Source organism: Phenylobacterium sp. (assembly GCF_965229015.1).
In the GTDB taxonomy this organism is placed as follows: domain Bacteria; phylum Pseudomonadota; class Alphaproteobacteria; order Caulobacterales; family Caulobacteraceae; genus Phenylobacterium.
The window spans coordinates 1,792,501-1,815,590 of sequence record NZ_CBDDIM010000001.1; the positions used below are offsets into that span (position 1 = coordinate 1,792,501).

Sequence of the window (23,090 nt, forward strand, 5' to 3'; positions counted from 1 at the left end):
TATGAGCGGGTTCGAAACCGCGCAACCCCCTTCCGACAGTTTGGTGACAAATCGGCGTCCCGGCTTGTGGACAGAGTGTGCGTCTCCTTATGAAGGCGGGGCGCAAACCCTTTGCGCACGGGGTTGGAAGAGGTTTTCGCAGATGCTTTCGCAAAAGGCCCGCTACGGACTGCGAGCTCTGGTCGAACTGGCCCGCGCCGGCGGCGGCCAGGTCACATCGGGAGAATTGGCCGCCCGGGCCGACGCGCCGCGCAAGTTCCTGGAGGCGATTCTGCTGGAGCTGGCCCGCAACAAGGTGGTGGTCAGCAAGCGCGGCAAGTTCGGCGGATATCTCCTGGCCCGCCCCCCGACCGAAATCAGCTTCGCCGAGATCATCCGCATCATAGATGGGCCTCTGGCGCTCGCCCCCTGCGTCAGCCGGCTGTCCTTCCGCAAGTGCGACGACTGCCCGGACCTGGCCACCTGCTCCCTGCGCGAGGCGCTCCTGAGGGCCCGCGACGCCACCTCCGACGTCCTGGAGGGCTACAGCCTGGCCGACGCGGCCGCCTGCGAGGGCGCCGAGGTGTTCACGCCGGGCTGAGAGGGAAGCGCCATCGTCGCACGCCCTATGTCGCGCTCCCTATAGAGAGAGCCCCCTACCCCGCCGCGATATAGGCCTTGAGCCCGTCCGCCTCGGCCTCGACCTCGGAGATCTTGTGCTTCACCAGGTCGCCGATGGAGACGATGCCGATCAGCCGCTCCCCCTCGCAGACCGGCAGGTGCCGCAACCGGCGGTCGGTCATGCGGCTGAGCAAGGAGTTCACCGTCTCGTTGGGCTCGGCGAACACCACGTCGCGGGTCATGCAGCCCGACACCGGCTGGTTGAGGGCCGAGGCCCCCTGTTCGGCCATCACGCGGACCACGTCGCGCTCGGAGACGATGCCGGCCACCCGGTCGCCGTCCATGATGATCATGGCGCCGACCCTGCGCGAGTGCAGCAGGGCGCAGATGGCGCTCACCGTCTCGTTGGGCGTGGCTGTGAAGACCAGGTCGCCCTTGGCCTTCAGGATCTGCGAAACAAGCATGGCTGCGTCCTTCCGTAATCCCCGGAAGAACCAAGGTCGCTCAATATCGCTGACGGATCAATCGACTACACCCCGACGTGATAGCCAGCCGAAGGGGGTCACCAGCACCAGGCCCACGGCGTAGCCGAACAGGTGCGCCTCCCACGCCACCGGCATGTCGCCGGCCCCGGGCGCGAATCCCACCACCGCGATCAGCAGGTTCACCACCACCCAGGCCGCCGTCATCCCCACCACCTGCGGACTGAGGAAGGGGCCGGGAACCCCCTTCCCCGCCAGCATGCGGGCCGCGGCCGCCATCAGCCCCGCCACCGCGCCCGAGGCGCCAACCAGAAGGTGTGGGTCCCCGGCATGGACCCAGCCATAGCCGAGGTTCGCCAGGGCGCCGCAGGCCAGATAGAAGAGCAGGAAGGCCAGGGCCCCGGCCGGGCGCACGCCATAGTAGCGCGCCACAGGCGCTCCGAAGGCCAGGGCCGCCACCCCGTTCAGCAGGGCGTGCGCCCAGCTCCCGTGCAGGAAGAGGGCGCTGAACAGGGTGATCCACCGCCCCTGCGCCATCGCCTGGGGCGAGAATCCGTAGGTCGGCAAGATTTGCTCAGGCGGCAGGAATGTCTGCAGGCCGAACCCGACGATGATCACCGCGGCCATGGCCAGCGCCGGCCAGGGGGCGTTGAAGGCGGGTTCACGCGGTTGGTCCAACGGGCTCTCCACACGCAAAAGAATAGCGAAACCGGGTGGTTCGCTGAGTCGCATTAACCAAATCGCCAGTGTCTTTGCTCTTTAGTGCGCGCTGTCCAGTTTTGGCACGCTCGTTGCTCCTGCCTGGGCAGACGTTTGGTCCGCGCGAGGTTTTCGTATTTCCATGGCCGCAGCTCCCCCCGCCGCGCCGCGTCTCCTCGGGCTCGCCTGCGCGCTCGCCTGCGCCCTGGCCGCGGGCCAGGCCCAAGCCCAGGCGATGGCCACCAACTCCGCCGATTTCAACGCCGGCTACGGCCGCGTGGCCGGCTCGGAGAACCATCCGGTGGAGGTCTCCACCCGCGACGCCAACGGCAACCGCATCATCGTCGACGGCCTCATGCTCACCGGCGAGGACCAGTCCAGCTTCTCCAGCACCTCCGGCGTGGTGGACGCCTATGCCGGGGTCGGCGCGCTCTCGGGCGGCGCCACGGCGATCGGCAACAACCTGACCGTGGTCACCCAGGGCAACTACAACACCGTCATCATCAATTCGAGCCAGACCAACACGGGCGCGGTCACCGCCAACGCCAGCGCCAACGGAGGGGTGGGCAGTGGTCAGTAACCCTCTCCACCGCGTCGCCGGCGTCCTCAGCGCCGCGGCCCTCGGTCTGGCCGGCTGCGCCACCCCGGTGGCCGGGCCCAGCGGCAACTATTCCCGCGCCATCGGCACCGCCCCGGTCACCGCCAATCCGACGCCCTATTCCGCCGCCCTGGTCTGCATGGCCGGCTACGCCCGCAACGCCAAGCTGGTGGCCCCGCGCATCGCCGTGGGCCGCATCGCCGACTACACCGGCAAGTCGGAATCCGACGGCTCGGGCCGCAAGATCACCCAGGGCGCCTCGCTGATGGCCATGTCGGCCTTCGCCAAGGCCGGCATGCCCCTGGTGGAACGTTTCGACACCTCGGTCTCCGAGCTGGAGCTGAAGTACGCCAACAACAAGCTGATCTCCGACGCCCCCAACCCCGCCCCCTCCCAGGCGGCCGACTATCGGCGCATCCTGGCCGGCCAGGTGCCGGGCTCCGACTTCTACGTGGCCGGCGGCGTCACCGAGCTGAACTTCAACATCCGCTCCTCCGGCGCCGACCTCACCGGCGGCAGCCCCGACGCCAAGGAACTCAAGGGCTCCTTCCGCGGCCGCATGTTCGTCATGAACATCGGCCTCGACATGCGGCTCATCAACACCCGCACGCTGGAGGTGGTGGATGTCATCTCCTACCAGAAGCAGGTGGTGGGCCGCGAAGTGGGCATCGGCCTCTTCGACTTCCTGGGCGGCAACGTCTTCGACGTCTCGGCCGGCGCCGGGGCCCTGGAGCCCATGCAGCTCGCCGTCCGCGCCCTCGTCGAGCGCGCCGTCGTCGAGATGACCGCCAACCTCTACGGCATGCCCGGACCGCGCGCCTGCCTGGCCTCCGATCCGCTGGGCGACGGCACGGTCGGGATCACCGGCGGCTATGTGCCGGCTTACAACAACCTGGGCACCAACAATGCTGAAACGCGGGCCGATCCTTCTCGCTGGAATTCTCGCCGGGATTCTGCCGTGCGGGGCCGCTACTAGCCAGACCGCCAGCACGGTCCTGAACAATCAGGTCCAGCTCGGCGACGTCTTCAGCCAGCAGACCCTGAACGTCGAGACCGTCACCGACTCCACCACCGCCAATACGACGGCGACCGCCAACGTCTACGCCGCCTCCACCGACGGCAGCGATCTCGACGTCCGCTCCAACCAGACCTCCAGCGGCGACGTGGTGGCCGACACCGTGCTCAATGTCGGCGCCAATTCCGGCGCGGCCACCAACCTGACCACCACCGCCGGCGGCAACCTCGGCGACGCCAGCATCTATGGCGGGACCCTGACCGGGGTGTTCAACCAGGCCACGACCGCCTCCACCCTCTACGCCCACAGCCATATCGAGGCGCCCGACGCCCAGGCCGGCGACGTGGCCACCTCCACCCAGGCGGTCGCCAACAACCAGAACCTCGGGGTCAGCGTCGCGGCCGCCGGGGTGCGGGTGAACCAGGCCAATGCGGGAACCGCCTATTCCGACGGCGGCGGGGTCTATGGCCTCGTCACCGGCACGGCGGAGATGACCGCCGGCGCCATGGGCAACAATGTCTCCCTCTCCGGCGACGGCGGCTCGGGCGTGCGGATGATCGCCGACCAGCAGAACACCGCCGACACTACCCACGCCTCCCATTTCACCGCCTTCGGCCAGGTGCAGGACGCCAAGACCACCGCCATCGCCGCCGGCAACAACCTCAACGCCGTCAACGAAGGCTACCTGCTGGACGCCACCGTCAACCAGGGCAACCAGGCCTATGTGCGGGCCCAGGCCGAGAGCTCGGCGGCCAATTTCGGCGCCGGCGCGGCGGTCTCCAGCGGCGTCGGCAACAGCGCGGTGATGGGCGACATCGGCGGCGAGGTGGTGATCGACAACACCCAGTTCAACGAGGGCGGCGGCATCGAGGCCGTCGCGGCCTGGACCGGCGGCGAGGGCTATGACGGCCTGGCCTCGGCCACGGCCACCGGCAACTCGGCGGTCGGCTATTCCTGCGCCGACTGCTCGGGCCGCCTGACGGTGGCCAACAGCCAGAGCAACACCGTCGATGTCGGGGCCACGGCGACGGCCACCATGACCACCGGCCGCTCGGTCTCGGGCGTGGCCAACGCCGTGGGCAACACCGCCACCTACTATGTCAGCCGCCCCGGGGAGTAGGGCGCCCCCGCCCCCTTCCCGCCTTGCGCCCGCCACGAGCCCCGGCGCATGGTGCCCGACCTTTTTAAGCGATCGACCCGGAAAGCCTTGATGATCCGTCCCTTGCGCGCCGTAGGCGCGCTGCTCTCGGCCCTGGCCCTCAGCGCCTGCGCCGTCCCCCACATGTCGATGCCCAAGCTTGGGGGGTTCGGGTTCGGACAGGACAAGGCCCCGGCCGTCGCCCCGGCCAAGCCGCCGCCCGGCCAGTGGCCCCAGGTCCGCTCCGACGTCTCCGCCGATCCGGAGATCCGTTTCGGCGCCCTGCCCAACGGCATGCGCTACGCCATCCGCAAGCAGTCGACCCCGGCGGGCCAGGCCGCCCTGCGCCTGCGCTTCGACGCCGGCTCCCTGATGGAGACCGACGCCCAGGCCGGCCTCGCCCACTTCCTCGAGCACATGGCCTTCAACGGCTCGAAGAACGTGCCCGAGGGCGACATGGTCAAGATCCTGGAGCGCCTGGGCCTGGCCTTCGGGGCCGACACCAACGCCTCGACCGATTTCGACGAGACCGTCTACAAGCTCGACCTGCCGCGCACCGACGCCGAGACCGTCGACACCTCCCTGATGCTGCTGCGCGAGACGGCCGGGAACCTCACCATCGAACAGGCCGCCGTCGACCGCGAACGCGGCGTGGTGCTGTCGGAGGAACGCGCCCGGGATAATCCGCCCTACCGCGTCTACAAGGCCCGCCTGGACTTCATGCTCAAGGGCCAGCGCCCGCCGACCCGCTATCCCATCGGCAAGGTCGAGGTGCTGCAGACCGCCCCGGCCGGCCTGATCGCCGACTATTACCACCAGTACTACCGCCCCGAGCGCGCCACCCTGGTGGCCGTCGGCGACTTCGACCTCGACGCCATGGAGGCCAAGATCAAGGCCCGCTTCGGCGACTGGACCCCCACCGGCCCGGCCGGCGCCGACCCCGACCTCGGCCCCGTCGCCCCCCGCGGCCCCGAGGCGAAGCTGGTGGTGGAGAGCGGCGCGCCCCTGTCCCTGCAGCTGGCCTGGATCGGCCCGCCCGACACCGCCCCCGACACCCAGGCCAAGCGCCGCCGCGACTTCATCGAGCGTCTGGGCTTCTCGGTGCTGAACCGCCGCTTCTCCAGCCTCAGCCGCTCCGGCGCGCCGCCCTTCCTGGGGGCCGGCGCCTTCAAGAGCGACGAGTACGACGCCGCCGAACTGACCATGATCACCGTCAACGCCGAGGCCAGCCGCTGGAAGGACGCGCTGAGCGCCGCCGACCAGGAGCAGCGCCGCATCATCCAGTACGGCGTGCGCCAGGACGAGCTGGACCGCGAGATCGAGGAGATCCGCGCCAGCCTCAAGGCCGACGCCTCCGGCGCCGCCACCCGAACCCCCGCCGAACTGGCCGGCGAGATCGTCGGCTCGCTCTCCGACGACGAGGTGGTCACCAACCCGGTCCAGGACCTGGCCTTCTTCGAGGCCACCGTGAAGGGGCTGAAGGCCGCCCAGGTCTCGGCCGCCCTGAAGGCCGCTTTCGACGGCGACGGCCCCCTGGTCTTCATGACCTCGCCCCAGCCCATCGCCGGCGGCGAGCCGGCCCTGCTCCAGGCGTTGGACGCCTCGCGCAAGGTCGCCGTCACGGCCCCCACCGCCGTCGCCACCGTCGCCTGGCCCTATGGCAGCTTCGGAACCCCCGGCAAGGTGGTGGAGACCAAGGAGGTCGCCGACCTCGACGCGGTCTTCGTGCGCTTCGCCAACGGCGTGCGCCTCACGGTCAAGCCGACCCACTTCCAGGACGACGAGGTCCTGGTCCGGGTCAATGTCGGCAAGGGCCGGGTGGACCTGCCCAAGGACCGCCAGAGCGTGGCCTGGGCCGCCGGCGCCTATGTCGAGGGCGGCCTCAAGCAGATCAGCGCCGAGGACATGGAGCGGGTCCTGGCCAAGCGGGTCTATGGGGCCCAGTTCGGCATCGCCGACGAGGCCTTCGTCTTCTCCGGCGGCACCCGCCCCGAGGATCTCGACACCCAACTGCAGGTGCTCACCGCCTATGTGGCCGAACCCGGCTGGCGGCCCGAGGCCTTCCAGCGCCTGAAGACCGCCGGCAAGACCATCCACGACCAGTACGAGTCCACCGATTCCGGCGTGCTCAGCCGCGACCTGGCCGGCCTGCTGCACCCTGGCGACCAGCGCTGGGTCTTCCCCAGCCGCGGCGAGATCGCCGACGCCAAGCTCTCGGAATTCCAGGCCGAGATCGCGCCCGCCATCTCCGGCGGCCCCATCGAGGTGGTGATCGTCGGCGACATCACCGTCGACAAGGCCATCGAGGCCGTGGCCGCCACCTTCGGCGCCCTGCCCCCGCGCGCCGAGCCGCCGGCCGCCGATCCGGCGCGCCGCCAGGTCGCCTTCCCGGCCGGGGTGGCGACGCCGGTCCAGCGCACCCACAAGGGCCGCGCCGACCAGGCCATCGGCTTCCTGGCCTGGCCCACCAACGACTTCTTCGCCAACCCCCAGAAGGCCCGCGACACCGCCGTCATGGGTGAGGTGCTGGAGCTGCGCCTGATCGAGGAGCTGCGCGAGAGCCAGGGGGCCACCTATTCGCCCCAGGTCAGCTACAACCACTCCATGGTCTGGCCAGGCTGGGGCTATGTCTCGGCCAATGTGGAGATCCCGCCGGAGAAGCTGCCGGCCTTCTTCGCCGACGTCCGCAAGATCGCCGCCGACCTGCGCTCAAAGGACATCACCCCCGACGAACTGGAACGGGCCAAGAAGCCCCGCATCGACCAGATCGAGAAGGCCCGCGAGACCAACGGCTACTGGTTGAACGAGCTGTCGGGCGCGCAGGCCGACCCCCGTCGCCTGGAGGCCACCCGCGCCATCATCCCCGGCACCGAACGCGTCACCATCGCCGACGTCCGCCGCGCCGCCCAGGAGGCCCTGGCCGACGACAGGATGTGGATGCTGGAGATCAAGCCCGCCAAGTAGGGCGACCGGTCCTGGCGCTCGGGGCGCGCGCGTCGGGGCTGGCCAGCGGCGCGCGCCGGTGACAGGTTTTGCCCCCGGGCCGGGTGCGCGCGCCCTGCAGGAAAGGCTTGCCGCCATGACCGACCTGACCATCTGGACCTACGACTGGGTGCCCGAGGGCCCGCGTGGCCTGGTGAGGGATCTCCGGCTGCGGTGGGCCTGTGAGGAGGCCGGCCTCCCCTACGCCGTCCGCACGGTGCCCTTCGAGGGTCGCGACGCCGAGCACTTTGCGCGCCAGCCCTTCGGCCAGGTTCCGTTCCTGAACGACGGAGATCTGGAGATCTTCGAAAGCGGCGCGGGGCTGCTGCACCTGGCGCGCAAGAGCGACAGGCTGATGCCCTCCGATCCGGTGGGCGCGGCCGAAACGCTGGAATGGACCATCGCCGCCCTCAACTCCGTCGAGATGGTCACCGTCCCCTGGTGGTTCCTGAACATCTCCGGCGACCCGGCCAATGGGCTCACCGGCTGGATGACCCAGCGCCTCGACCATGTCGAAGGGGTGTTGCGCGCGCGCGATTGGCTCGCCGCCGGCCGCTTCACCGTGGCGGACCTGCTGATGGCCGACGTGCTGCGGGTGCCGAAGGTCCGCGCCTTCGGCGACCGGCCCGCCACCGAGGCCTACGTCGCCCGTATCACCGACCGCCCCGCCTTCAAGCAGGCCCGGGCCGACCAGATCGCCCTGTTCGAGGCGGCCGACCTGACGCGAAAAGCCTAGGGCTCGGCCTGCGAGCATGACCCCATGAGCGCCAGCCCCCACCTGGAAGCGTGGCTCCGGGACGCCGCCGCGCCCTTCGAGGGCTGGGATTTCTCCCACCTCGCCGGCCGCTTCACCGAGGCCGAACCCTCCTGGGACTATCTGGCCCTGGCCAGGGCCGCCATAACCCGGGCCTCCGACATCCTGGACGTCGCCACCGGCGGCGGCGAGATCTTCGCCAGCCTCGCCCCCTTCTCCGGCCGGGCGACGGCAGTGGAAGGATTCGTCCCCAATCTCCCGGTGGCGCGGCGGCGGCTGGAGCCCCTGGGCGTGCGGGTCTTCCAGGGGAACACCCGCTCGGGCATGCCCTTCGAGGACGCGAGCTTCGACCTCGTGCTCAACCGGCACGGCGGATTTCGCGCCGCCGAGATGTACCGGATCCTCAAGCCGGGCGGCGTCTTCCTGACCCAGCAGGTGGGCGGCGACAACCTGGCCGACCTGACCGCCGCCTTCGACGCCCGGCTCCCCTATCCGGACAACACCCTCGCCCGCGTGCGCGAAGACTTCGCCGCCCTCGGCGCCGAGATCCGCCGCGCCGAGGAATGGCGCGGCCCGGTCACCTTCGCCGACGTCGGCGCCCTGATCTATTTCCTCAAGGCCATCCCCTGGGTGGTCCAGGATTTCGACGTCGAGCGGCGCCTTGAACCGCTCGAAACCCTGCAGGGGAAATTGGAGGCCGGCGAACCGCTCCGGTTCACCTACACCCGCTTCCTGATCGAGGCCGTGAAGCGGTAACCGCCGGGAGGATGGCCGCCGCAGATGCTCCCCCTCTGGGGGACTGTCGGCCCGAAGGGCCGGCTGAGGGGGACTTTGACTCTCGTTTGGAGCCGAGGGTGTCGACTATGTCGATCCCCCTCCGGCACGGACCTGCGGTCCGAGCTACCTCCCCACATCGCGCTGGCGCGCCGGGGGAGGATCTGAAACGCAGAAGGGGCCCGCGTCGCCGCGAGCCCCTCCGCAATCTGAGATCGGTCGGTCGCTAGTAGACGATCCCGCCGACGCCGCCGTCCAGGCTCATGGCCGTGGTGACGCTGGTCTCGGAGCTGCGCTCCTCCTCCTCGCGATAGGCGGTGTAGGTCTCGGTCATGATCATGGTCAGGATCTTGATCCCGGCCCCGAAGCGGCGAAGCAGGGAGCGCTCGTTGCAGTCCCGGGCCGGGCGCTGCGGACGGCACTCCACCTTGCCGCCGGGCAGGTGGACCAGGGCGTCGTTCTTGCGGCAGACCAGGGTCTTGCCGCCGGAGAAGTCCACCTGGCCGTTGTATTCGGCGATGGTCGCCGACAGGAAGGTCCCGGCGATGCAGCGATAGAGCTCGCCCTCATAGGCGTCGTCGATGTCACGGTCGGGCGTGACCTGGCTGGCGGGGTGCGGAATCTCGCGATCGTCGATGCAGAAGGCCTGGATCACCACCCGCGTGGTCTTGGTGCGGGTCGCCTGGTAGGCGGTGCGCTTCATCCGCTTGCCGGCGTCGATGTTGAGGCCGGCGATCATGCCGGTGGACATGGGGGGCGAATAGCCGCCGCCCCCGCCGCCACCGCCGTAATAGGTGACGGAACCGGCTCCGGCCCCGGCGCCCGCCCCCGCGCCGGCCCCGGCGCTGGACGCGGCGTTGGCGATGGCGACGTTCACGCTGGAGACATTGACGTGGATGTTGGTGCGCTGGCCGCTGTCGCAGCAGGGCGGCGTCGGCGGTGGCGGGGCCGGCGGCGGGGTGCAGCACGGCGGCGACGGGGGTGTGACGCAGCAGGGCGGGGTTGGCGGGGTGCAGCAGACCGGCGGCGGCGTGCAGCACTGGGCCAGCGCCACGTCGGGCGTGGCGCTCCCCAGGAACAGCAGTCCAAATCCGAGCAGCAGGCCCAGCAGGGTCGAACGCATCGTCATGGAACAGCCCCTCCTCTAAGGCCGCCGTTAAGCATGCAAGAACCGCGCCGCACATCGCGCCGGGTCCCGCAGCCAAGCCCTGGACGTCCCGATTGGGGACGCCGGGCGACTGGTCCGCATCTTTCTGCAAGCCCCATGCGGCCACGGAAGGCCGCGAACGGGATCGCATCGGGATGTCGGTGTTCCATTCAAATACAGAACGGTTGATAGACTATTGGCGTGGCCGTGGCGGCGACGGCCGTCTGCCGCTGCGCAGCGCCATCAGCCCGGCCGATTTCTCAGAGATCATCGCCCAGGTCTTCATCCTCGGGCGCACCCGTTCAGGCGTCTATCCCGTGCGCCTGGCCGGCGGCTTCGTCTCCGAACTGCACCAGCGCGACCTGCGCCAGCAGAACGGCCTGTCCCTGGTGCGCGAGCGCGACCGCTTCAACCTGCACACCGCGCTCGAGACCGCCTGGCGGCGCCCCGAGCCCATCGTCGCCACCGTCGAGGTGCTCACCGAGGGGCCCAGTCTCCCCATGGAGGTGCTCTTCGCGCCCCTGGCCGGCGCCAACGGCTCACCCGACCGCTTCCTCGGCCTCTACCAGCCGCTCGGCATGGTGGCCCGCCTGCGCGGCCTGCCCGCCCTGCCCTTCGCCGTGCGCGACATCCGCGGCATGGGCCCGGCCAACGAGGAAACCCCTCGCCTGCGCCTCGCCACCCTCGACGGCCGCCGCATCGCCTGACCCGGGCGTCCCGCCCGCGTCGGGGAAGCCGAGTCCCTCTTCGCGCGTTTAAAGCTCCGGAAAGCCTACGCGCTTAGAGTGCGTAGTCGGAGGAAGCGCAGATGGGACATCCACTGAGCGCCCCAAGACACTGGCTCGCGGGCGCGGCCATCATCTCCAGCCTCGGCGTGTTCGCGCCCTGTGCTCACGCCCAGGACATCCGCGCCCAGGCCGCCACCGCCGCCACCCCGCACGCGCGCAACGCCTTCGTCTCGGCCATGGGCCAGCCGCTGGCCGACTTCAACATCAACCAGGCCGAGATCCCTGACAGCCTGCGCAAGGCCGCCGACGATCCCTACGCCCTGGAGGCCGACGACAGCTGCACGGCCATGGCCGCCGAGATCGCCGGCCTCGACGCCGCCCTCGGCCCCGACCTCGACGTCGACGCCGCCAAGCTCACCAAGCGCAAGATGATCGGACGCGCTGCCGCCGGCGCCGTGCGACGCCTGGCGGTGAGCTGGATTCCCTATCGCGGCGTGCTGCGCACCGTCACCGGCGCCGAGGCCCACGCCCGCAAGGCCCAGGACGCGGCCCTGGCCGGCGCCGTCCGCCGCGCCTATCTCAAGGGCCTGGGGGAACGCGGCGGCTGCGGCCCCGAGGCCGCCCCGCGCCGGGCGCTGGTGGAACAGACCGCCCCGCAGGGCGACCCCGCCCCGGCTGAGGTCGTGGCCCTCGACGCCCCCTAGGCGCCGGCCGCCTCCGCCATCGCCCGCGGGATCTCCGCCAGCAGCTCACGGGCCAGGAAGCCCAGGGGTCCGACGCTGGCGCTCAGGGCCGCCCCGGCCCGGCCATGCAGATAGACGCCCCAGATCGCCGCCGTCGCCGGCGCCGCCCCGCGCGCCAGCAGGCCGCCGATCACCCCGGCCAGCACGTCGCCGGACCCGGAGGTCGCCAGCCCCACCGCCCCGTCGCGGTGACGCCAGGCGCGGCCGTCGGGGGAGACGACGAAGCTGTCGGCCCCCTTCATCACCACCACCGCCTGCAGGGATGCCGCCAGGTCGCGGGCCACGCTCAAGGGGTCGGCCTGCACCTCCGCCTTGGAGCGCCCGCTCAGCGCGGCCATCTCCCCGGCGTGCGGGGTCAGGATCAGCCGGCCGCCCAGGGCCCGCGCCGCCGCCGACACCGGTCCCAACCCGGTCATGGCCGCGGCGTCCAGCACGAAGCCGCAACCGCTGGCCGCCGCCATCAGCCGGGCGGCCAGTTCTCCGGCGCACAGCTCGTCCATCATGCCGGGCCCCACCACCACCGCGTCGGTGCGGCGCAGCAGCGGCGCCAGGGCGTCGGCCGCCGAGGCGGCGATGTCCCCGTCGGCGGTCTCGGCCACCGTGATCACCCGGGCCTCGGGGGCGGCGAAGGCCAGCGGCGAGGCGTAGGAGGCCCCGGCCGCCATCTGCAGCTTGCCCGCCCCGGCCCTCAGGGCGGCGATGCCGGTCAGCACCGCGGCGCCCGGCACCTGGGCCCCGCCGGCCACCACCAGGATCCGGCCCCGCGCGTCCTTGTCGCTCTCCCCCTCCAGCCGGGGCAGGGGCAGGCTCCGAAGCAGGACAGGATCGACCTCCACCGGCGCGCTCATCGCGCCGCCACGGCGGCGTCCGGGGCCGAGGTCACCGGCGCGCCGGCCCGTTCCAGCGGGGCGGTGAAGTTGTAGCGCGCCAGCTTCAGCGCCCCGTCGTGGCCCTCGCCGGGCTCGAACCGGTATTCGGTGACCCCGCAATTGGCCACGTCCCCCTCGGCGTCGATCTCCAGGATCTGCTGCTCGCTCAGGCCCTCCAGCAGGTAGCGCAGGCACAGCACCACCACCTGGTGGCCGACGATCAGCACCCGACGCTCGGCATGGTGCAGGGAGAGGGTGTCCAGGGCGCTGCGCAGCCGCAGGATGACGTCGGCCCAGCTCTCGCCCCCCGGCGGCCGGTGATAGAACTTGCCCAGCAGGGCGCGCATCTCCGCCTGCTCGGGGTGCAGCTCCCTGATCCCCAGGCTGGTCAGCCGGTCCAGGATGCCGAACTCCCGCTCCCGCAGCCGCTCGTCGACGCAGCGGGTGGGAGCGTCATGGGCCAGGCCGCCTTCCTCCCCCACCAGCTCGGCGGTGCGCACGGCCCGCGCATAGGGGGAGGTCAGCACGACCTCGGGCCGCTCCCCAGGGGGCAGGGCCGCGAACCATCGGCCCAGCGCCCTGGCCTGCTCTTCGCCCAACTCGCTCAGCGGCACGTCCACGTCCCGCTGCGCGATCTCGATACGTCCCAGACCCGAGGCGTGGGCGAGGTCGCGGGCCACGTTCCCGGCGCTCTCCCCATGCCGCACGATCCACAGATTGGATGGCCAGCGTGATCTCATGCAGACCGGAACGCCGGGGCGTGGCGCCTGGCTCCCTCCCAGACCCGGGGCGGGAAAAAACATGACACGCGCCGCGTCGCGCGTTTGATGGGTCATGGCCTCGAAGACGCGCACTCCGGCGAAGATCGCCCCGCTCCCCGCCCCCACCTCGGCCTTCCGGCGGCTGCGCCTGAACCTGCGCCACCTCTTCTATGGCGAGAGCCCCGGCGCCGTCCGCTTCCGGCTATGGGTCATCGTCCTCGACCTGGTGCTGATCGGCTTCTTCATCGCCACGCCGATGTTCCGCGACCGGCCGATCTTCCTGGCCATCGACTATGGGATCGCCGTCATCGTCGCCATCGACCTGGCCGCCCGCACCCTGGCCGCGCCGGACCTGTCGCGCTGGGTGCGCCGGTCCAGCTTCTGGGTGGACGTGGTGGTGCTGATCACCCTGCTGTTCCCGCTCTGGCTGGCCAATTTCGCCTTCCTGCGGGTGCTGCGGCTCTGGTCCCTGTTCCACAGCGACTTCTTCTGGGAGACGGTGGCCCGGCGCTATGACAACACCCGCTGGGAGGAGACCACCAAGGCGCTGGCCACCCTGGTGACCTACCTCTTCATCGTCACCGGCTTCGTCTACGCCCTCTATGCGCGGCAGCATCCGCACATCAACGGCTATGTCGATGCGCTGTATTTCACCGTCAGCACCGTCACCACCACCGGGTTCGGCGACGTCACCCTGCCCGGGGCCTCAGGCAAGCTGCTCTCCATCCTGATCATGCTGTCGGGCTTCACCCTCTTCGTGCGCCTGGCCCAGGCCCTGCTGCGGCCGCGCAAGGTGCTGTTCGCCTGTCCGGCCTGCGGCCTGCTGCGCCACGACCTCGACGCCGTCCACTGCAAGGCCTGCGGCCAGCTCCTCAACATCCCCAACGACGAGGGGCCGTAGGGCGGGGCGCCCGCTGATCCCCCGTCCGGTCCCCTCCGCGGTCGATGGCCGGGCGTCCACTCTGCGCCATGAGCGAAAGTTGGCATCTGTGCGAGGGCAGACGTCTGGGTTGTGACATCGGCGGCCAAGTCCCGGCGGTAATCGTGCTAACGAGAAGCGGCCACCTCCGTCGCGGACATCTGCTCATGCCGTCCGTGTGCTCCAGATTTCCCCTTAAACGAGCCGAGTCACCCATCGCCATGGATAAAGTGCCTATGACGGTTCAGGGCTTTCGCGCCCTGGACGAAGACTTGAAGCGGCTCAAGACGATCGAGCGGCCCGCCGTAACCGTCGCGATCGGGGAGGCGCGCCTCCACGGCGACCTCAAGGAGAACGCCGAGTACCATTCCGCCAAGGACCGGCAGGGGTGGATCGAAGGCCAAATCGTTCAGATCGGCGACATGATGGCGCGCGCGCAGGTCATAGACGTCAGCAAGCTGTCCGGAACCCAGATCAAGTTCGGCGCCACCGTTTCCGTCGTCGACCAAAATACCGAGATACCGGCCCGCTACCAGATCGTGGGTGAGCATGAGGCCGACGTGAAGAACGGCCGCATTTCGATCACCTCCCCCATCGCCCGCGCCATGATCGGCAAGGAGAGCGGTGACGTCGTCGAGGTGAGAAGTCCCGGCGGCCTGAATGCGTACGAGGTCACGAAGGTCGAGTGGATCTGACGGCCGACCCTCCGATCCGTCACGAGCGGTCACAAGCAAACGTCCCCAAGCCCTGGGCGGGCGCGGGTTGGCGAGAGAGGCGATCAGGTTGGCGGGTGGGCGGACCCTGACAGGCGAAGAAACAACCTCAACGCCGCGATCGGTCCCGAAAGGATCAGGACCGCGGCAAGTCCGGCGGTGATCCACATTCCGAGATTGCTGGTGTCGACCCAGGGCATGGCGTCAACCACCAGACTGCCGCCAACCAGAACGGCCGGCGGGGCCAGGCAGGCGACACCGGTCAGGCTGATCGTCGCCCAGGTCGCGCCCAGGCCCTTGCTCGCGACACATAGGCCGATGCCGATCAGGCTCGCGATCCAGCCGCCCATGAAGACGTAAATCTGCAGAAGCATCAGCAATGCGTCGGAAAACAGCGAGCCGGAGCCGGTCATGGCTTTGGTTTTCGTTCCTCTCGCCGCCTATGCCAAAGGGACAAGCCCTTTGGGCGCCCTCTGTTCCAAGCGACATCCGACGGCGTCGTGGGACATCGCGGAGGCCAGCCGCCGCCCCAGCGCCGATCCTGGCCAGCAGATCAAGCTGGAACTCCGTCGGGAAGAAGCTAGTCGCACGGCCAAGCTCGTGTAGGTTGCAGCGCATTCAAGTTCGGGGCGCGTCATGAGCTACTCAACCACCATCGCCACGGCGCTGCCGCTCTCCCTTCGCCAGACCGCGATCACCCTGCAGCCGGCGCCCGAGTTTGGCGACCATTGGGATCTGAGCGCCGAGTTCCGCCCGCAATCCAACATCGGGGCGAGCGACATCTTTGAGATTCAGCTGACGGCCGGCTCAAAGATCGAGATCCTGAACCAGAACCTCTGGATACGTCCCAACGGGCTGGTTCTTTACGACCAGGATGGCGCCAGCCTGGCGCAGAGCTATCAATCGTCAGTCCAGGACCTGTCGGGATTTGTGGCCCCCTACACAGGCCTCTACTTCATCAACGCCCTGTGGAGCCCGAGCACCAGCCCCGGCTACGCGCTTATCCGCGTTCGGGTGGACCTGCCTGGCGCCATCACCGAGGGCGACGATGATCTCGCCGGCCGCTCCATTGTCGCGGGCGGCGGGAACGACACCGTGACGGGCACCGTCTGGGACGATTTTCAGCGCGGCGGCGCAGGCAACGACCGGCTATTGGGCGAGGCTGGCTTCGACGACCTGCACGGAAATATGGGCGACGACACCCTCTATGGCGGGCTCGGATATGACTGGGTCGTCGGCGGCCAGGGAAACGACCTTCTGAATGGGGACGGACCCGACGTCTTCAGCCTGAGCGGAGATCTCATCTTCGGCAATATGGGGGATGACACCCTGATCGGCTCGTATGGCGACGATCTTCTCCGCGGGGGACAGAACAACGATGAGCTTCAGGGGGGAGAGGGCGCCGACTTTCTCTCCGGCGACCGGGGCGACGACACCCTGTCGGGCGGCACGGGGCGGGACATCTTTCATACCTTCGCCGGGGCCGGCGTCGATCGGGTGCTGGATTTCTCTGTCGCGCAGGGCGATCGGGTGAAATTCGAGCAGGCCGGCACGCCTTACATGCTGCGCCAGGTCGGCGCCGATACGGTCATCGAGCTCGAAGGAACTCAGATGATCCTGGTGGGCGTAGACGCTGCAACCTTACCCGTTGGCTGGCTGATCTCGGGCTAGGCGCCACGGCTTCAGCAAGAACTCGTCCGCTCGGCCCCAATACGGACATCGGCGATTAGCCAGGAAGCACACGTTCGCGCCACGCAAACATCGGGCCCGTGTCTTGATCCTTTTGCGGACGCGACCAGCAGTCCTGGGAGGGGCTCACAGGTCCCGCGGCCGTCTGGCGATGACCAGACCGATGCCCCCCAGGATCGCCATCGAAGTGAGCGCCAAGCGGACTGAAATTCCCTCGCCCAGCGTCAGTGTCCCGGCAAGCGCGGTGATGACGGGGACGCTCAGTTGTACTGACGCGCCTTGGACCGGCGAGAGCGAAGGCAGGGCTGCGTACCAGATCGTATAGCCCACTCCAGAAGCAAGGGCGCCTGACAGCACCGCATAGAGCACGCCGTCCGGGGCCTGGTGCGTGCCCGCCGCCGATGCAATTGCACAAGCCACGGCGGCCAGCGGGAGGGCGCGCAGAAAGTTTCCGGCCGTCGCGACGAGCGGATCGGCGGCCCCACGCCCGAGCAGCGAGTAGGCCCCCCAGGCGACGCCGGCGGCGATCATCAGAAGGGCGCCAGCAAGCGGCGGGGCCGAAGCGCCCGGCATCAGGAGGACCGTCAAGCCGGCCAGGGAGAGGACGAAGCCGAGCCATTGCGGCCCCGTCAGTTTCTCGCCGCGAACCAGGCCGGTCATGACCATCGTCGCCTGCACGGCGCCGAACAGGAGCAATGCCCCCGTGCTGGCCGAGAGGGTGACATAGGCCCAAGAGAAAGCGCCGGCGTAGGCGAACAGCGCAAGCGCGCCCCGCCATGTTCCGCCCACGGCGCGCGCCTTCCGTCCCACGGCCAGGATGATCCAGAGCGCCACGACGCCTGAGCCGATCCGGACGAGGGTGAAGCTGGCCGGATCAATCGAACTGTGGGCAAGGGCGAGGCGACACAGAATTGAGTTGGCCGCGAACGCGAACATCGCGGCGACCGTCAGGGCGATCGCCCTGACGCCCGGCCTCGCAGCACGCGCCGAGGGAGGCAGGCTCATGGTTCAAGGACGGCGATAGCGGGCGGCTGGATGGTGGTCTCCGAGGCGGGGACCAGCGCCGAAGAGCTTTTCCCGGTAGGCGCCCGGACTATAGCTCCGCTTGAACAGGCCGCGGCGCTGCAATTCAGGAACGAGGTGCTCGACGATATCGGCGAAGGTCTCCGGCATGACCGCATAGGCCAGATTGAAGCCGTCGAGGTCGGCTTCCTCGGCCCACGCCTCAAGTTCATCGGCCACGCGCTTCGGACCGCCCACAATGGCTGGCCCTCCACCGCCGAGGCCCACCTTGCGGCCCACGCGACGCCCGGCGGGCGCCGAGCCGCTTGCGATGCTGGCGGCTACCGACTGGATGGCGTTGCTGCTCGCGGCGCCGGCCTTCGCCTGGTCAGGTTTCGACAGGTCGACCCCGGCCCATCCCGACATCAGGGCCAGGGTCCCTGTTTCGCTGACGTAGCCTTGGTAGTCGACGAACTTCGCTTCGGCCTCCTCGTCGGTGGCTGCGGTGACGACCGTGGCCAGCGCGAACACCAGAATATCTGACCGCGCCCGGCCGAACTCGACCGCAAGGTCACGCAGCTTGGCGACGTCCTCGGCCATCTTGCTGGGCGTGTTCCCGCCGATGAAGACGCACTCGGCGTGGCGAGCCGCGAACGCGGTCCCCTTTGCCGACGATCCGGCTTGATAGATGACGGGCGTGCGCTGAGGCGATGGTTCGCACAGATGGACGCTGTCGATCCTGAAGTACTCGCCCTGGTGGGTCACGCGATGGACCCTGGCAGGGTCGGTGAACACGCCCGCCGCCCGATCACGGCGCACCGCGCCATCTTCCCAACTGCCTTCCCAGAGCCCGTATTGAATCTCCATGAACTCCTGGGCGATGTCATAGCGCACGTCGTGGGAGACCTGCTTGTCCCGTCCCGCCCCCTTGGCGCCACTGTCGAGGTAGCCGGTGACGACGTTCCATCCAATGCGGCCATCCGTCAGGTGATCGAGCGTCGACATACGTCGCGCGAACGGCAGCGGCGGCTCCTGCGATAGATTGCACGTCACCGCGAAGCCAAGATGCTCGGTGGCATGCGCCATTGGGGGGATGATCAGGAGCGGATCGTTGACCGGCGCCTGGACCGCTTCACGCAAGGCGGTGTCGGGGCTGCCGCCGTAGACGTCGTACACCCCGAGCACGTCGGCGAGGAAAAGGGCGTCGAATTTCCCGCGCTCCAGAAGCTTGGCCAGTTCCACCCAATGGTCGAGCGACCGGTAATCCGCCGAGGTGTCACGTGGGTGCCGCCATAGGCCCTGCGCCTGATGCCCGACGCAGTTCATCGCGAACGCGTTGAGGCGAAGCTCTTTGCCCATGGGGGTCCCGTGTGCTGACCGCGCCGCGCTTCGACGCGACGCCGACCTAAGCACAGGCCCCGAACATTGGTCAACTGACCAATGTTCGGGATGTGACCCGCATTCAGGGTCGTTCGTCGCCTTCTGTGGAGCTCGCCTCCCACTCGTCTAGCAGGGCTTGGAAATCCTCGGCCGTCAGCAGGGTTGGTGTCTTCCAGTCGGGCTTTGCATCCCCTTGTCGCCAGCCAAGGGCTTCCAGTTCCTCTGGCTTGATCGTCCTGACCAGGTCGACCAGGGCGCGGCAGGCGATGGCGCTGTACAGGGGCAGTTCGGTCGACCAGGGCTTTTCGAACCCTACGAACATCGTCGATCCCGCGACCGACGCCGAGATGAAGACGGCAAGCGTCTCCCGTTCCTGGTGGCTAAGGTGCGGATTGATCTCGGCGATCAGGCTGTTGAGGGTCAGCCGCTCCAGGACGTAGATGCGATCCACGGCGCGGGCCACGAAGGGGTCGTGGTTGGCCAGCACCCAGAGGTGCGGGAAGAGCCGGGTCGTCTTTTTCGTTTGAATGTCTTCCAGAAGCAGCCGGATCAACCGTTCCAGCTTCTGCTCCGCCGACAGGTCCGAGGCGGCCCGGATCGCCCCGAATTTCTCGCCGTAGGGCGCCAGGACCATGTTGAGCACGTCCTGCAGGAGGTCGTTCCGGCCCTTGTAGTAGTAGGTGACCGCGCCGATCTGCACGCCGCAACGTCGGGCGACCTCGCGCAACGAGAGCGCCTCATATCCACTCTCGATCAGGATATCGAGCGAGACATCCAGGATCTGGCCCACCCGATCCCGTCCGGTCTGGTAGACCCCTGCGCCCCTGCGCGTTCTGAGGCCGGACCTTTCGCTCATGGGCTCTAGCTTTCAATCGCCTGGAGCCAAGGCTCATAACACACTGGCGACGTGCTTCTCGAGAAGGTCAGCTCTTCGCCTCCGCAGGCCATAGGACAGGATGCCCGCAAGCGGCCGCGCTCCGCCGCCGCGGCTAGCGGTGGGGCGCACGCGGCCGGCGTCTCCAGGCCCCCGCCCCCCTACCCCGCCAGCTTCAGCCGGCTCACCGCCTCGGTGCGGTTGCGGGCGCCGGTGGCGGCCAGGATGGCCTGGACGTGCAGCTTCACCGTGGCGATGGAGATGCCCAGCTTCTTGGCGATCTCCTTGTTGGTCCGGCCCAGCTCGATCTCGGTCAGCACCTCGCGCTGGCGGGGCGACAGCCGGTCGACCCCGGTCTCCGGGGCCGGTTCGGGCCGGGCCGCCAGCTCCTCGAAACAGGGGAAGTATTCCCCCCCGGCCAGGACCAGCCTCAGGGCCGCAGCCATCAGGGGGCGTTCCGAACTCTTGGGCAGCAGGGCCTTGTAGCCATGGGCGTGGGCCAGGCGGGCCAGAGCCAGGTCGCGCTTCGGAACCACCAGCACCCGATGGCCCGCCGCGATCTGGGCCCCGCGGGCGATCCAGCGCGCCGGATCGGCCTCGGAGGGCAGGTCCAGCAGGGCGAGGTCGAGCTTGCGGTCGCGCTCCACGCCCGGCAGATCGGCGACGGTCGCCACCTCGGCGGCGCCCAGATCCTCGCGCACAATGGCGGCCAGGGCGTCGCGGCAGAGCGGCTGGCTGCTGACGATCACGGCGCGCATCGGAATGGCGAAATCTCCTGGGGGCCCGTGGGGCGGACAGATGGCCCTGCCGCAACTAGGGTCTTTCCACCCCCTCGTCACCTGGCCGAGCGGCTAGCCATTCAGCCTCCCGGCCCCGTCGCGCCTTGATCTGGCGCAGGAAACCTCGGGTTTTCACGCCTGATGGCCAGGCCATGGGTAGGATTCCCGACGCATCGGCTTGGCTCGAAGCTGCGGGATCACGGGGGTGATTCGAGAAGCCTGATGCCTGACCAGAAAGCCGCGACCGAGGCCGCCCAGGCTCGGGTTCGCGAGGCCCTCGCCGACGCCCCGGCGACCACCTTCTTCCGCCACCGCTTCTCTCTGCTCGCCCTGGACTTCGACGAACACCTTCGCCTGGTCTCGGCCGCCGGCGTCACTCGCGAGGGCGCGGACGCCAACTGGCCCGCCAGGACCGGCGTGCGCCTCGCCGAGCTGTTCGACCCCGCCGACGCCGCGGCGATCGCCCCCCTGGTGGAGGCCGCACTTGCCGGCCAGGCGGGCATGACCAAGCTGGTGGCAGCCTCCGGCGAGGATCGCACCCTGCGGGTCTCCTTCCTGCCCCGCAGCGTCGACGGACAGCAGCGCGGCCTGGTCCTGAGCGTCAACGACGTCACCGCGCGGGAGGAGGGGATCGCCAAGCTGCGCGCCCTGGAGGATCGGCTGCGGGCCATCCTTACCCACGCCGCCGACGCCATGATCGTGATCCGCACCGACGGGGTCATCGAGGGGGCCAACGAGGCCGCCGTCCGCCTGACCGGCTGGACCGAGGCCGAGCTGGTGGGCCGCCCGATCCAGGTCCTGATGGACGAGCCCTATCACAGCAGCCACCAGGGCCAGATCGAGCGCTATCTGGAGAGCGGGGTCAGCGGCATCCTCAATGTCGGGCCCCGGGCCCTTCCCCTGCGCCACCGCCTGGGCCACATCGTCCCCATCGAGCTTTCCATCGGCGAGGCGGTGATCGGCGGGGAACGGAAGTTCATCGGCGCCTGCCGCGACATCACCAAGCGTCTGCAGGTGGACGAGGCCCTGAGGGCGGCCAACGCCGAGCTGCGGGGCACGGTCCTCGAGCTGGAGACCCTCAGCGCCGGGCTGGAGACCCAGAAGGCGGCCCTCCAGGCCCTGGCCCGCGAGACCGAGGCCGCCCGGCGGACCGCCGAGGTGGCCAACCAGGCCAAGTCGCGCTTCGTCGCCACCATGAGCCACGAGCTGCGCACGCCCCTGAACGGCATCCTGGCCGTCGCCGAGGCCCTGTCGCACCGTGCCCTGGCGCGGGACGACCTGGAGCTGGTCAACATCATCCGCTCCTCCGGCCAGGGCCTGTTGTCGATCCTCAACGAGGTGCTGGACCTCGCCAAGGTCGAGGCCGGCGCCCTGATGCTGGATCCCCGCCCCTTCTCGCCGGCCGAGTCGGTCGCCGCCGTCGGCGACGTCTGGCGCTTCGCCGCCGAGGCCAAGGGAATCAGCCTGAAGGTCAGCCTCAGCCGCCTGCCCCCCACCCTTCTGGGCGACGCCGGGCGCCTGCGCCAGGTGCTCTCCAACCTGGTCAACAACGCCATCAAGTTCACCGATCGCGGCGAGGTCACCCTGGCCGCCCGTCGCATCGGCCGCGGCTCGAACCTGCGCTTCGAGGTCACCGACAGCGGCCCGGGCATCGAGGAGGATCAGCGCGAGCGCCTGTTCGAACCCTTCATCCAGGCCGACAACGGCGCCACCCGCAAGCACGGTGGCACCGGCCTGGGCCTGGCCATCTGCCGCGAGCTGGTCACCCTGATGGGCGGCCGCATCTGGGCGGAGAACGCCCCGCAGGGCGGGGCTCGCATCGTCTGCGAGATTCCCTTCGAGGCCACCGACGCCGTCGCCACGCCGCCCGCGGGCGGCGCGCGTAACCCCGTCGGGGAGAGCCAGCCGGGCGACCCCCTGATCCTGGTGGCAGAGGACCATCCCCTGAACCGTCGGGTGGCCGCCATCGTCCTGGAGGGCGCGGGCCTGCGCTTCGAGTTCGCCGAGGATGGCGTCGCCGCCGTCGAGGCGGTGAAGACCGGCCGCTTCGACCTGGTGTTGATGGACGTCCACATGCCCCGGATGGATGGCCTGGAGGCCACCCGGGCGATCCGCGCCCTGCCCGGCCCGGTCGCCGCCATCCCCATCATCGCCGTCACCGCGGCCTCCCCCGACGAGGTCACCGAATGTCGCGAGGCCGGCATGGACGACTTCGTCTCCAAACCCATCGGCGCGGCGGCCCTCCTCCAACGCATCGCCGAACACCTGCAGCCGGCGCTGGGGGAAGAGTAGGTCGTGGCCGTCAGATGCTCCCCCTCTGGGGGAGCTGTCAGCCGCAGGCTGACTGAGGGGGACTTTGACTCTTGTTTGCGGACGCTCTGCCCGCCTCCCCCTCCGTCACGCGCATATCTGCGCGCGCCACCTCCCCCACATCGCGCTGCGCG

At 69.6% G+C, this 23,090-nt stretch carries 24 protein-coding genes; 14 read left to right on the forward strand and 10 right to left on the reverse strand.

Features of this window, described 5'->3' with window-relative positions:
- The first annotated feature begins 142 nt into the window (after positions 1-142).
- The gene (locus tag ACO06I_RS08960) at positions 143-580 is read left to right on the forward strand and encodes an RrF2 family transcriptional regulator (RefSeq protein ID WP_421932227.1); all 438 of its coding nucleotides are present in this window, start codon (positions 143-145) and stop codon (positions 578-580) included.
- Positions 581-635: 55 nt separating this feature from the next.
- Here ACO06I_RS08960 and ACO06I_RS08965 read toward each other — a convergent pair whose 3' ends face one another.
- A complete protein-coding gene (locus ACO06I_RS08965) occupies positions 636-1,064 on the reverse strand; it encodes a CBS domain-containing protein (RefSeq protein ID WP_421932228.1) in 429 nt (142 codons plus the stop codon).
- 57 nt (positions 1,065-1,121) lie between these two features.
- Positions 1,122-1,760, reverse strand: a complete 639-nt coding sequence (locus ACO06I_RS08970) for a rhomboid family intramembrane serine protease (protein ID WP_421932229.1) — start codon at positions 1,758-1,760, stop codon at positions 1,122-1,124.
- 163 nt (positions 1,761-1,923) lie between these two features.
- Between ACO06I_RS08970 and hfaA the strand changes: the two genes are divergently transcribed.
- From hfaA to ACO06I_RS09000, 6 genes are all read left to right on the forward strand, one after another.
- Entirely contained in the window at positions 1,924-2,361 is a 438-nt protein-coding gene (hfaA, locus tag ACO06I_RS08975) for a holdfast anchoring protein HfaA (protein ID WP_421932230.1), read from the forward strand.
- Complete coding sequence (hfaB, locus tag ACO06I_RS08980) at positions 2,351-3,355, forward strand: holdfast anchoring protein HfaB (RefSeq protein ID WP_421932231.1); 1,005 nt, start codon at positions 2,351-2,353, stop codon at positions 3,353-3,355. Before hfaA ends, hfaB begins: the two co-directional genes overlap by 11 nt.
- Positions 3,285-4,514 carry a holdfast anchor protein HfaD gene (hfaD, locus tag ACO06I_RS08985; RefSeq protein WP_421932232.1) on the forward strand — a complete coding sequence of 410 codons (1,230 nt, stop codon included), beginning with the start codon at positions 3,285-3,287 and terminating at the stop codon, positions 4,512-4,514. The genes hfaB and hfaD overlap by 71 nt, the downstream gene beginning before the upstream one ends.
- A gap of 90 nt (positions 4,515-4,604) precedes the next feature.
- Positions 4,605-7,496: a M16 family metallopeptidase gene (locus tag ACO06I_RS08990; RefSeq protein WP_421932233.1), complete on the forward strand. Its 2,892-nt coding sequence runs from the start codon at positions 4,605-4,607 to the stop codon at positions 7,494-7,496.
- Between the two features lie 115 nt (positions 7,497-7,611).
- On the forward strand, positions 7,612-8,250 hold the full coding sequence (locus ACO06I_RS08995; RefSeq protein WP_421932234.1) for a glutathione S-transferase family protein: 639 nt from the start codon (positions 7,612-7,614) through the stop codon (positions 8,248-8,250).
- A gap of 24 nt (positions 8,251-8,274) precedes the next feature.
- Positions 8,275-9,024, forward strand: coding sequence for a class I SAM-dependent methyltransferase (locus ACO06I_RS09000; RefSeq protein WP_421932235.1), 750 nt, complete (start codon positions 8,275-8,277; stop codon positions 9,022-9,024).
- Between the two features lie 244 nt (positions 9,025-9,268).
- On the opposite strand, the gene ACO06I_RS09005 is transcribed toward ACO06I_RS09000, so the two are convergent.
- Positions 9,269-10,171 (reverse strand): hypothetical protein, encoded by a 903-nt coding sequence (locus ACO06I_RS09005; RefSeq protein ID WP_421932236.1) that lies wholly within the window; start codon positions 10,169-10,171, stop codon positions 9,269-9,271.
- Between the two features lie 173 nt (positions 10,172-10,344).
- Here ACO06I_RS09005 and ACO06I_RS09010 point away from each other — a divergent pair, with 173 nt between their 5' ends.
- Both ACO06I_RS09010 and ACO06I_RS09015 read left to right on the forward strand, forming a co-directional pair.
- A complete protein-coding gene (locus ACO06I_RS09010; RefSeq protein WP_421932237.1) occupies positions 10,345-10,896 on the forward strand; it encodes a PAS domain-containing protein in 552 nt (183 codons plus the stop codon).
- Between the two features lie 101 nt (positions 10,897-10,997).
- Complete coding sequence (locus tag ACO06I_RS09015) at positions 10,998-11,621, forward strand: hypothetical protein (protein ID WP_421932238.1); 624 nt, start codon at positions 10,998-11,000, stop codon at positions 11,619-11,621.
- Here ACO06I_RS09015 and ACO06I_RS09020 read toward each other — a convergent pair.
- Positions 11,618-12,508: an NAD(P)H-hydrate dehydratase gene (locus ACO06I_RS09020; RefSeq protein ID WP_421932239.1), complete on the reverse strand. Its 891-nt coding sequence runs from the start codon at positions 12,506-12,508 to the stop codon at positions 11,618-11,620. The two genes, ACO06I_RS09015 and ACO06I_RS09020, sit on opposite strands and share 4 nt — an antisense overlap.
- Positions 12,505-13,365 carry a histidine phosphatase family protein gene (locus ACO06I_RS09025; protein WP_421932240.1) on the reverse strand — a complete coding sequence of 287 codons (861 nt, stop codon included), beginning with the start codon at positions 13,363-13,365 and terminating at the stop codon, positions 12,505-12,507. Before ACO06I_RS09025 ends, ACO06I_RS09020 begins: the two co-directional genes overlap by 4 nt.
- On the opposite strand from ACO06I_RS09025, the gene ACO06I_RS09030 reads away from it, so the two are divergent.
- Positions 13,364-14,191, forward strand: coding sequence for a potassium channel family protein (locus ACO06I_RS09030; RefSeq protein WP_421932241.1), 828 nt, complete (start codon positions 13,364-13,366; stop codon positions 14,189-14,191). The two genes, ACO06I_RS09025 and ACO06I_RS09030, sit on opposite strands and share 2 nt — an antisense overlap.
- A 239-nt stretch (positions 14,192-14,430) precedes the next feature.
- The gene (greA, locus tag ACO06I_RS09035; protein ID WP_421932242.1) at positions 14,431-14,904 is read left to right on the forward strand and encodes a transcription elongation factor GreA; all 474 of its coding nucleotides are present in this window, start codon (positions 14,431-14,433) and stop codon (positions 14,902-14,904) included.
- A gap of 83 nt (positions 14,905-14,987) precedes the next feature.
- Here greA and ACO06I_RS09040 read toward each other — a convergent pair whose 3' ends face one another.
- Entirely contained in the window at positions 14,988-15,335 is a 348-nt protein-coding gene (locus tag ACO06I_RS09040) for a hypothetical protein (protein WP_421932243.1), read from the reverse strand.
- Here ACO06I_RS09040 and ACO06I_RS09045 point away from each other — a divergent pair.
- Complete coding sequence (locus ACO06I_RS09045) at positions 15,334-15,528, forward strand: hypothetical protein (RefSeq protein ID WP_421932244.1); 195 nt, start codon at positions 15,334-15,336, stop codon at positions 15,526-15,528. The genes ACO06I_RS09040 and ACO06I_RS09045 overlap by 2 nt on opposite strands.
- Positions 15,529-15,558: 30 nt before the next feature.
- On the forward strand, positions 15,559-16,593 hold the full coding sequence (locus ACO06I_RS09050) for a calcium-binding protein (protein WP_421932245.1): 1,035 nt from the start codon (positions 15,559-15,561) through the stop codon (positions 16,591-16,593).
- 144 nt (positions 16,594-16,737) lie between these two features.
- Here the strand turns inward: ACO06I_RS09050 and ACO06I_RS09055 are convergent, their stop codons facing one another.
- The 4 genes from ACO06I_RS09055 to ACO06I_RS09070 form a co-directional block, all read right to left on the reverse strand.
- Complete coding sequence (locus ACO06I_RS09055; RefSeq protein ID WP_421932246.1) at positions 16,738-17,616, reverse strand: DMT family transporter; 879 nt, start codon at positions 17,614-17,616, stop codon at positions 16,738-16,740.
- A gap of 3 nt (positions 17,617-17,619) precedes the next feature.
- Positions 17,620-18,972, reverse strand: coding sequence for an LLM class flavin-dependent oxidoreductase (locus ACO06I_RS09060; protein WP_421932247.1), 1,353 nt, complete (start codon positions 18,970-18,972; stop codon positions 17,620-17,622).
- A 103-nt stretch (positions 18,973-19,075) separates the two neighbouring features.
- On the reverse strand, positions 19,076-19,783 hold the full coding sequence (locus ACO06I_RS09065) for a TetR/AcrR family transcriptional regulator (RefSeq protein WP_421932248.1): 708 nt from the start codon (positions 19,781-19,783) through the stop codon (positions 19,076-19,078).
- Positions 19,784-20,028: 245 nt separating this feature from the next.
- Entirely contained in the window at positions 20,029-20,625 is a 597-nt protein-coding gene (locus ACO06I_RS09070) for a LuxR C-terminal-related transcriptional regulator (RefSeq protein ID WP_421932249.1), read from the reverse strand.
- Positions 20,626-20,868: 243 nt separating this feature from the next.
- Here ACO06I_RS09070 and ACO06I_RS09075 point away from each other — a divergent pair, with 243 nt between their 5' ends.
- The gene (locus tag ACO06I_RS09075; protein ID WP_421932250.1) at positions 20,869-22,938 is read left to right on the forward strand and encodes an ATP-binding protein; all 2,070 of its coding nucleotides are present in this window, start codon (positions 20,869-20,871) and stop codon (positions 22,936-22,938) included.
- Positions 22,939-23,090 lie beyond the last annotated feature (152 nt).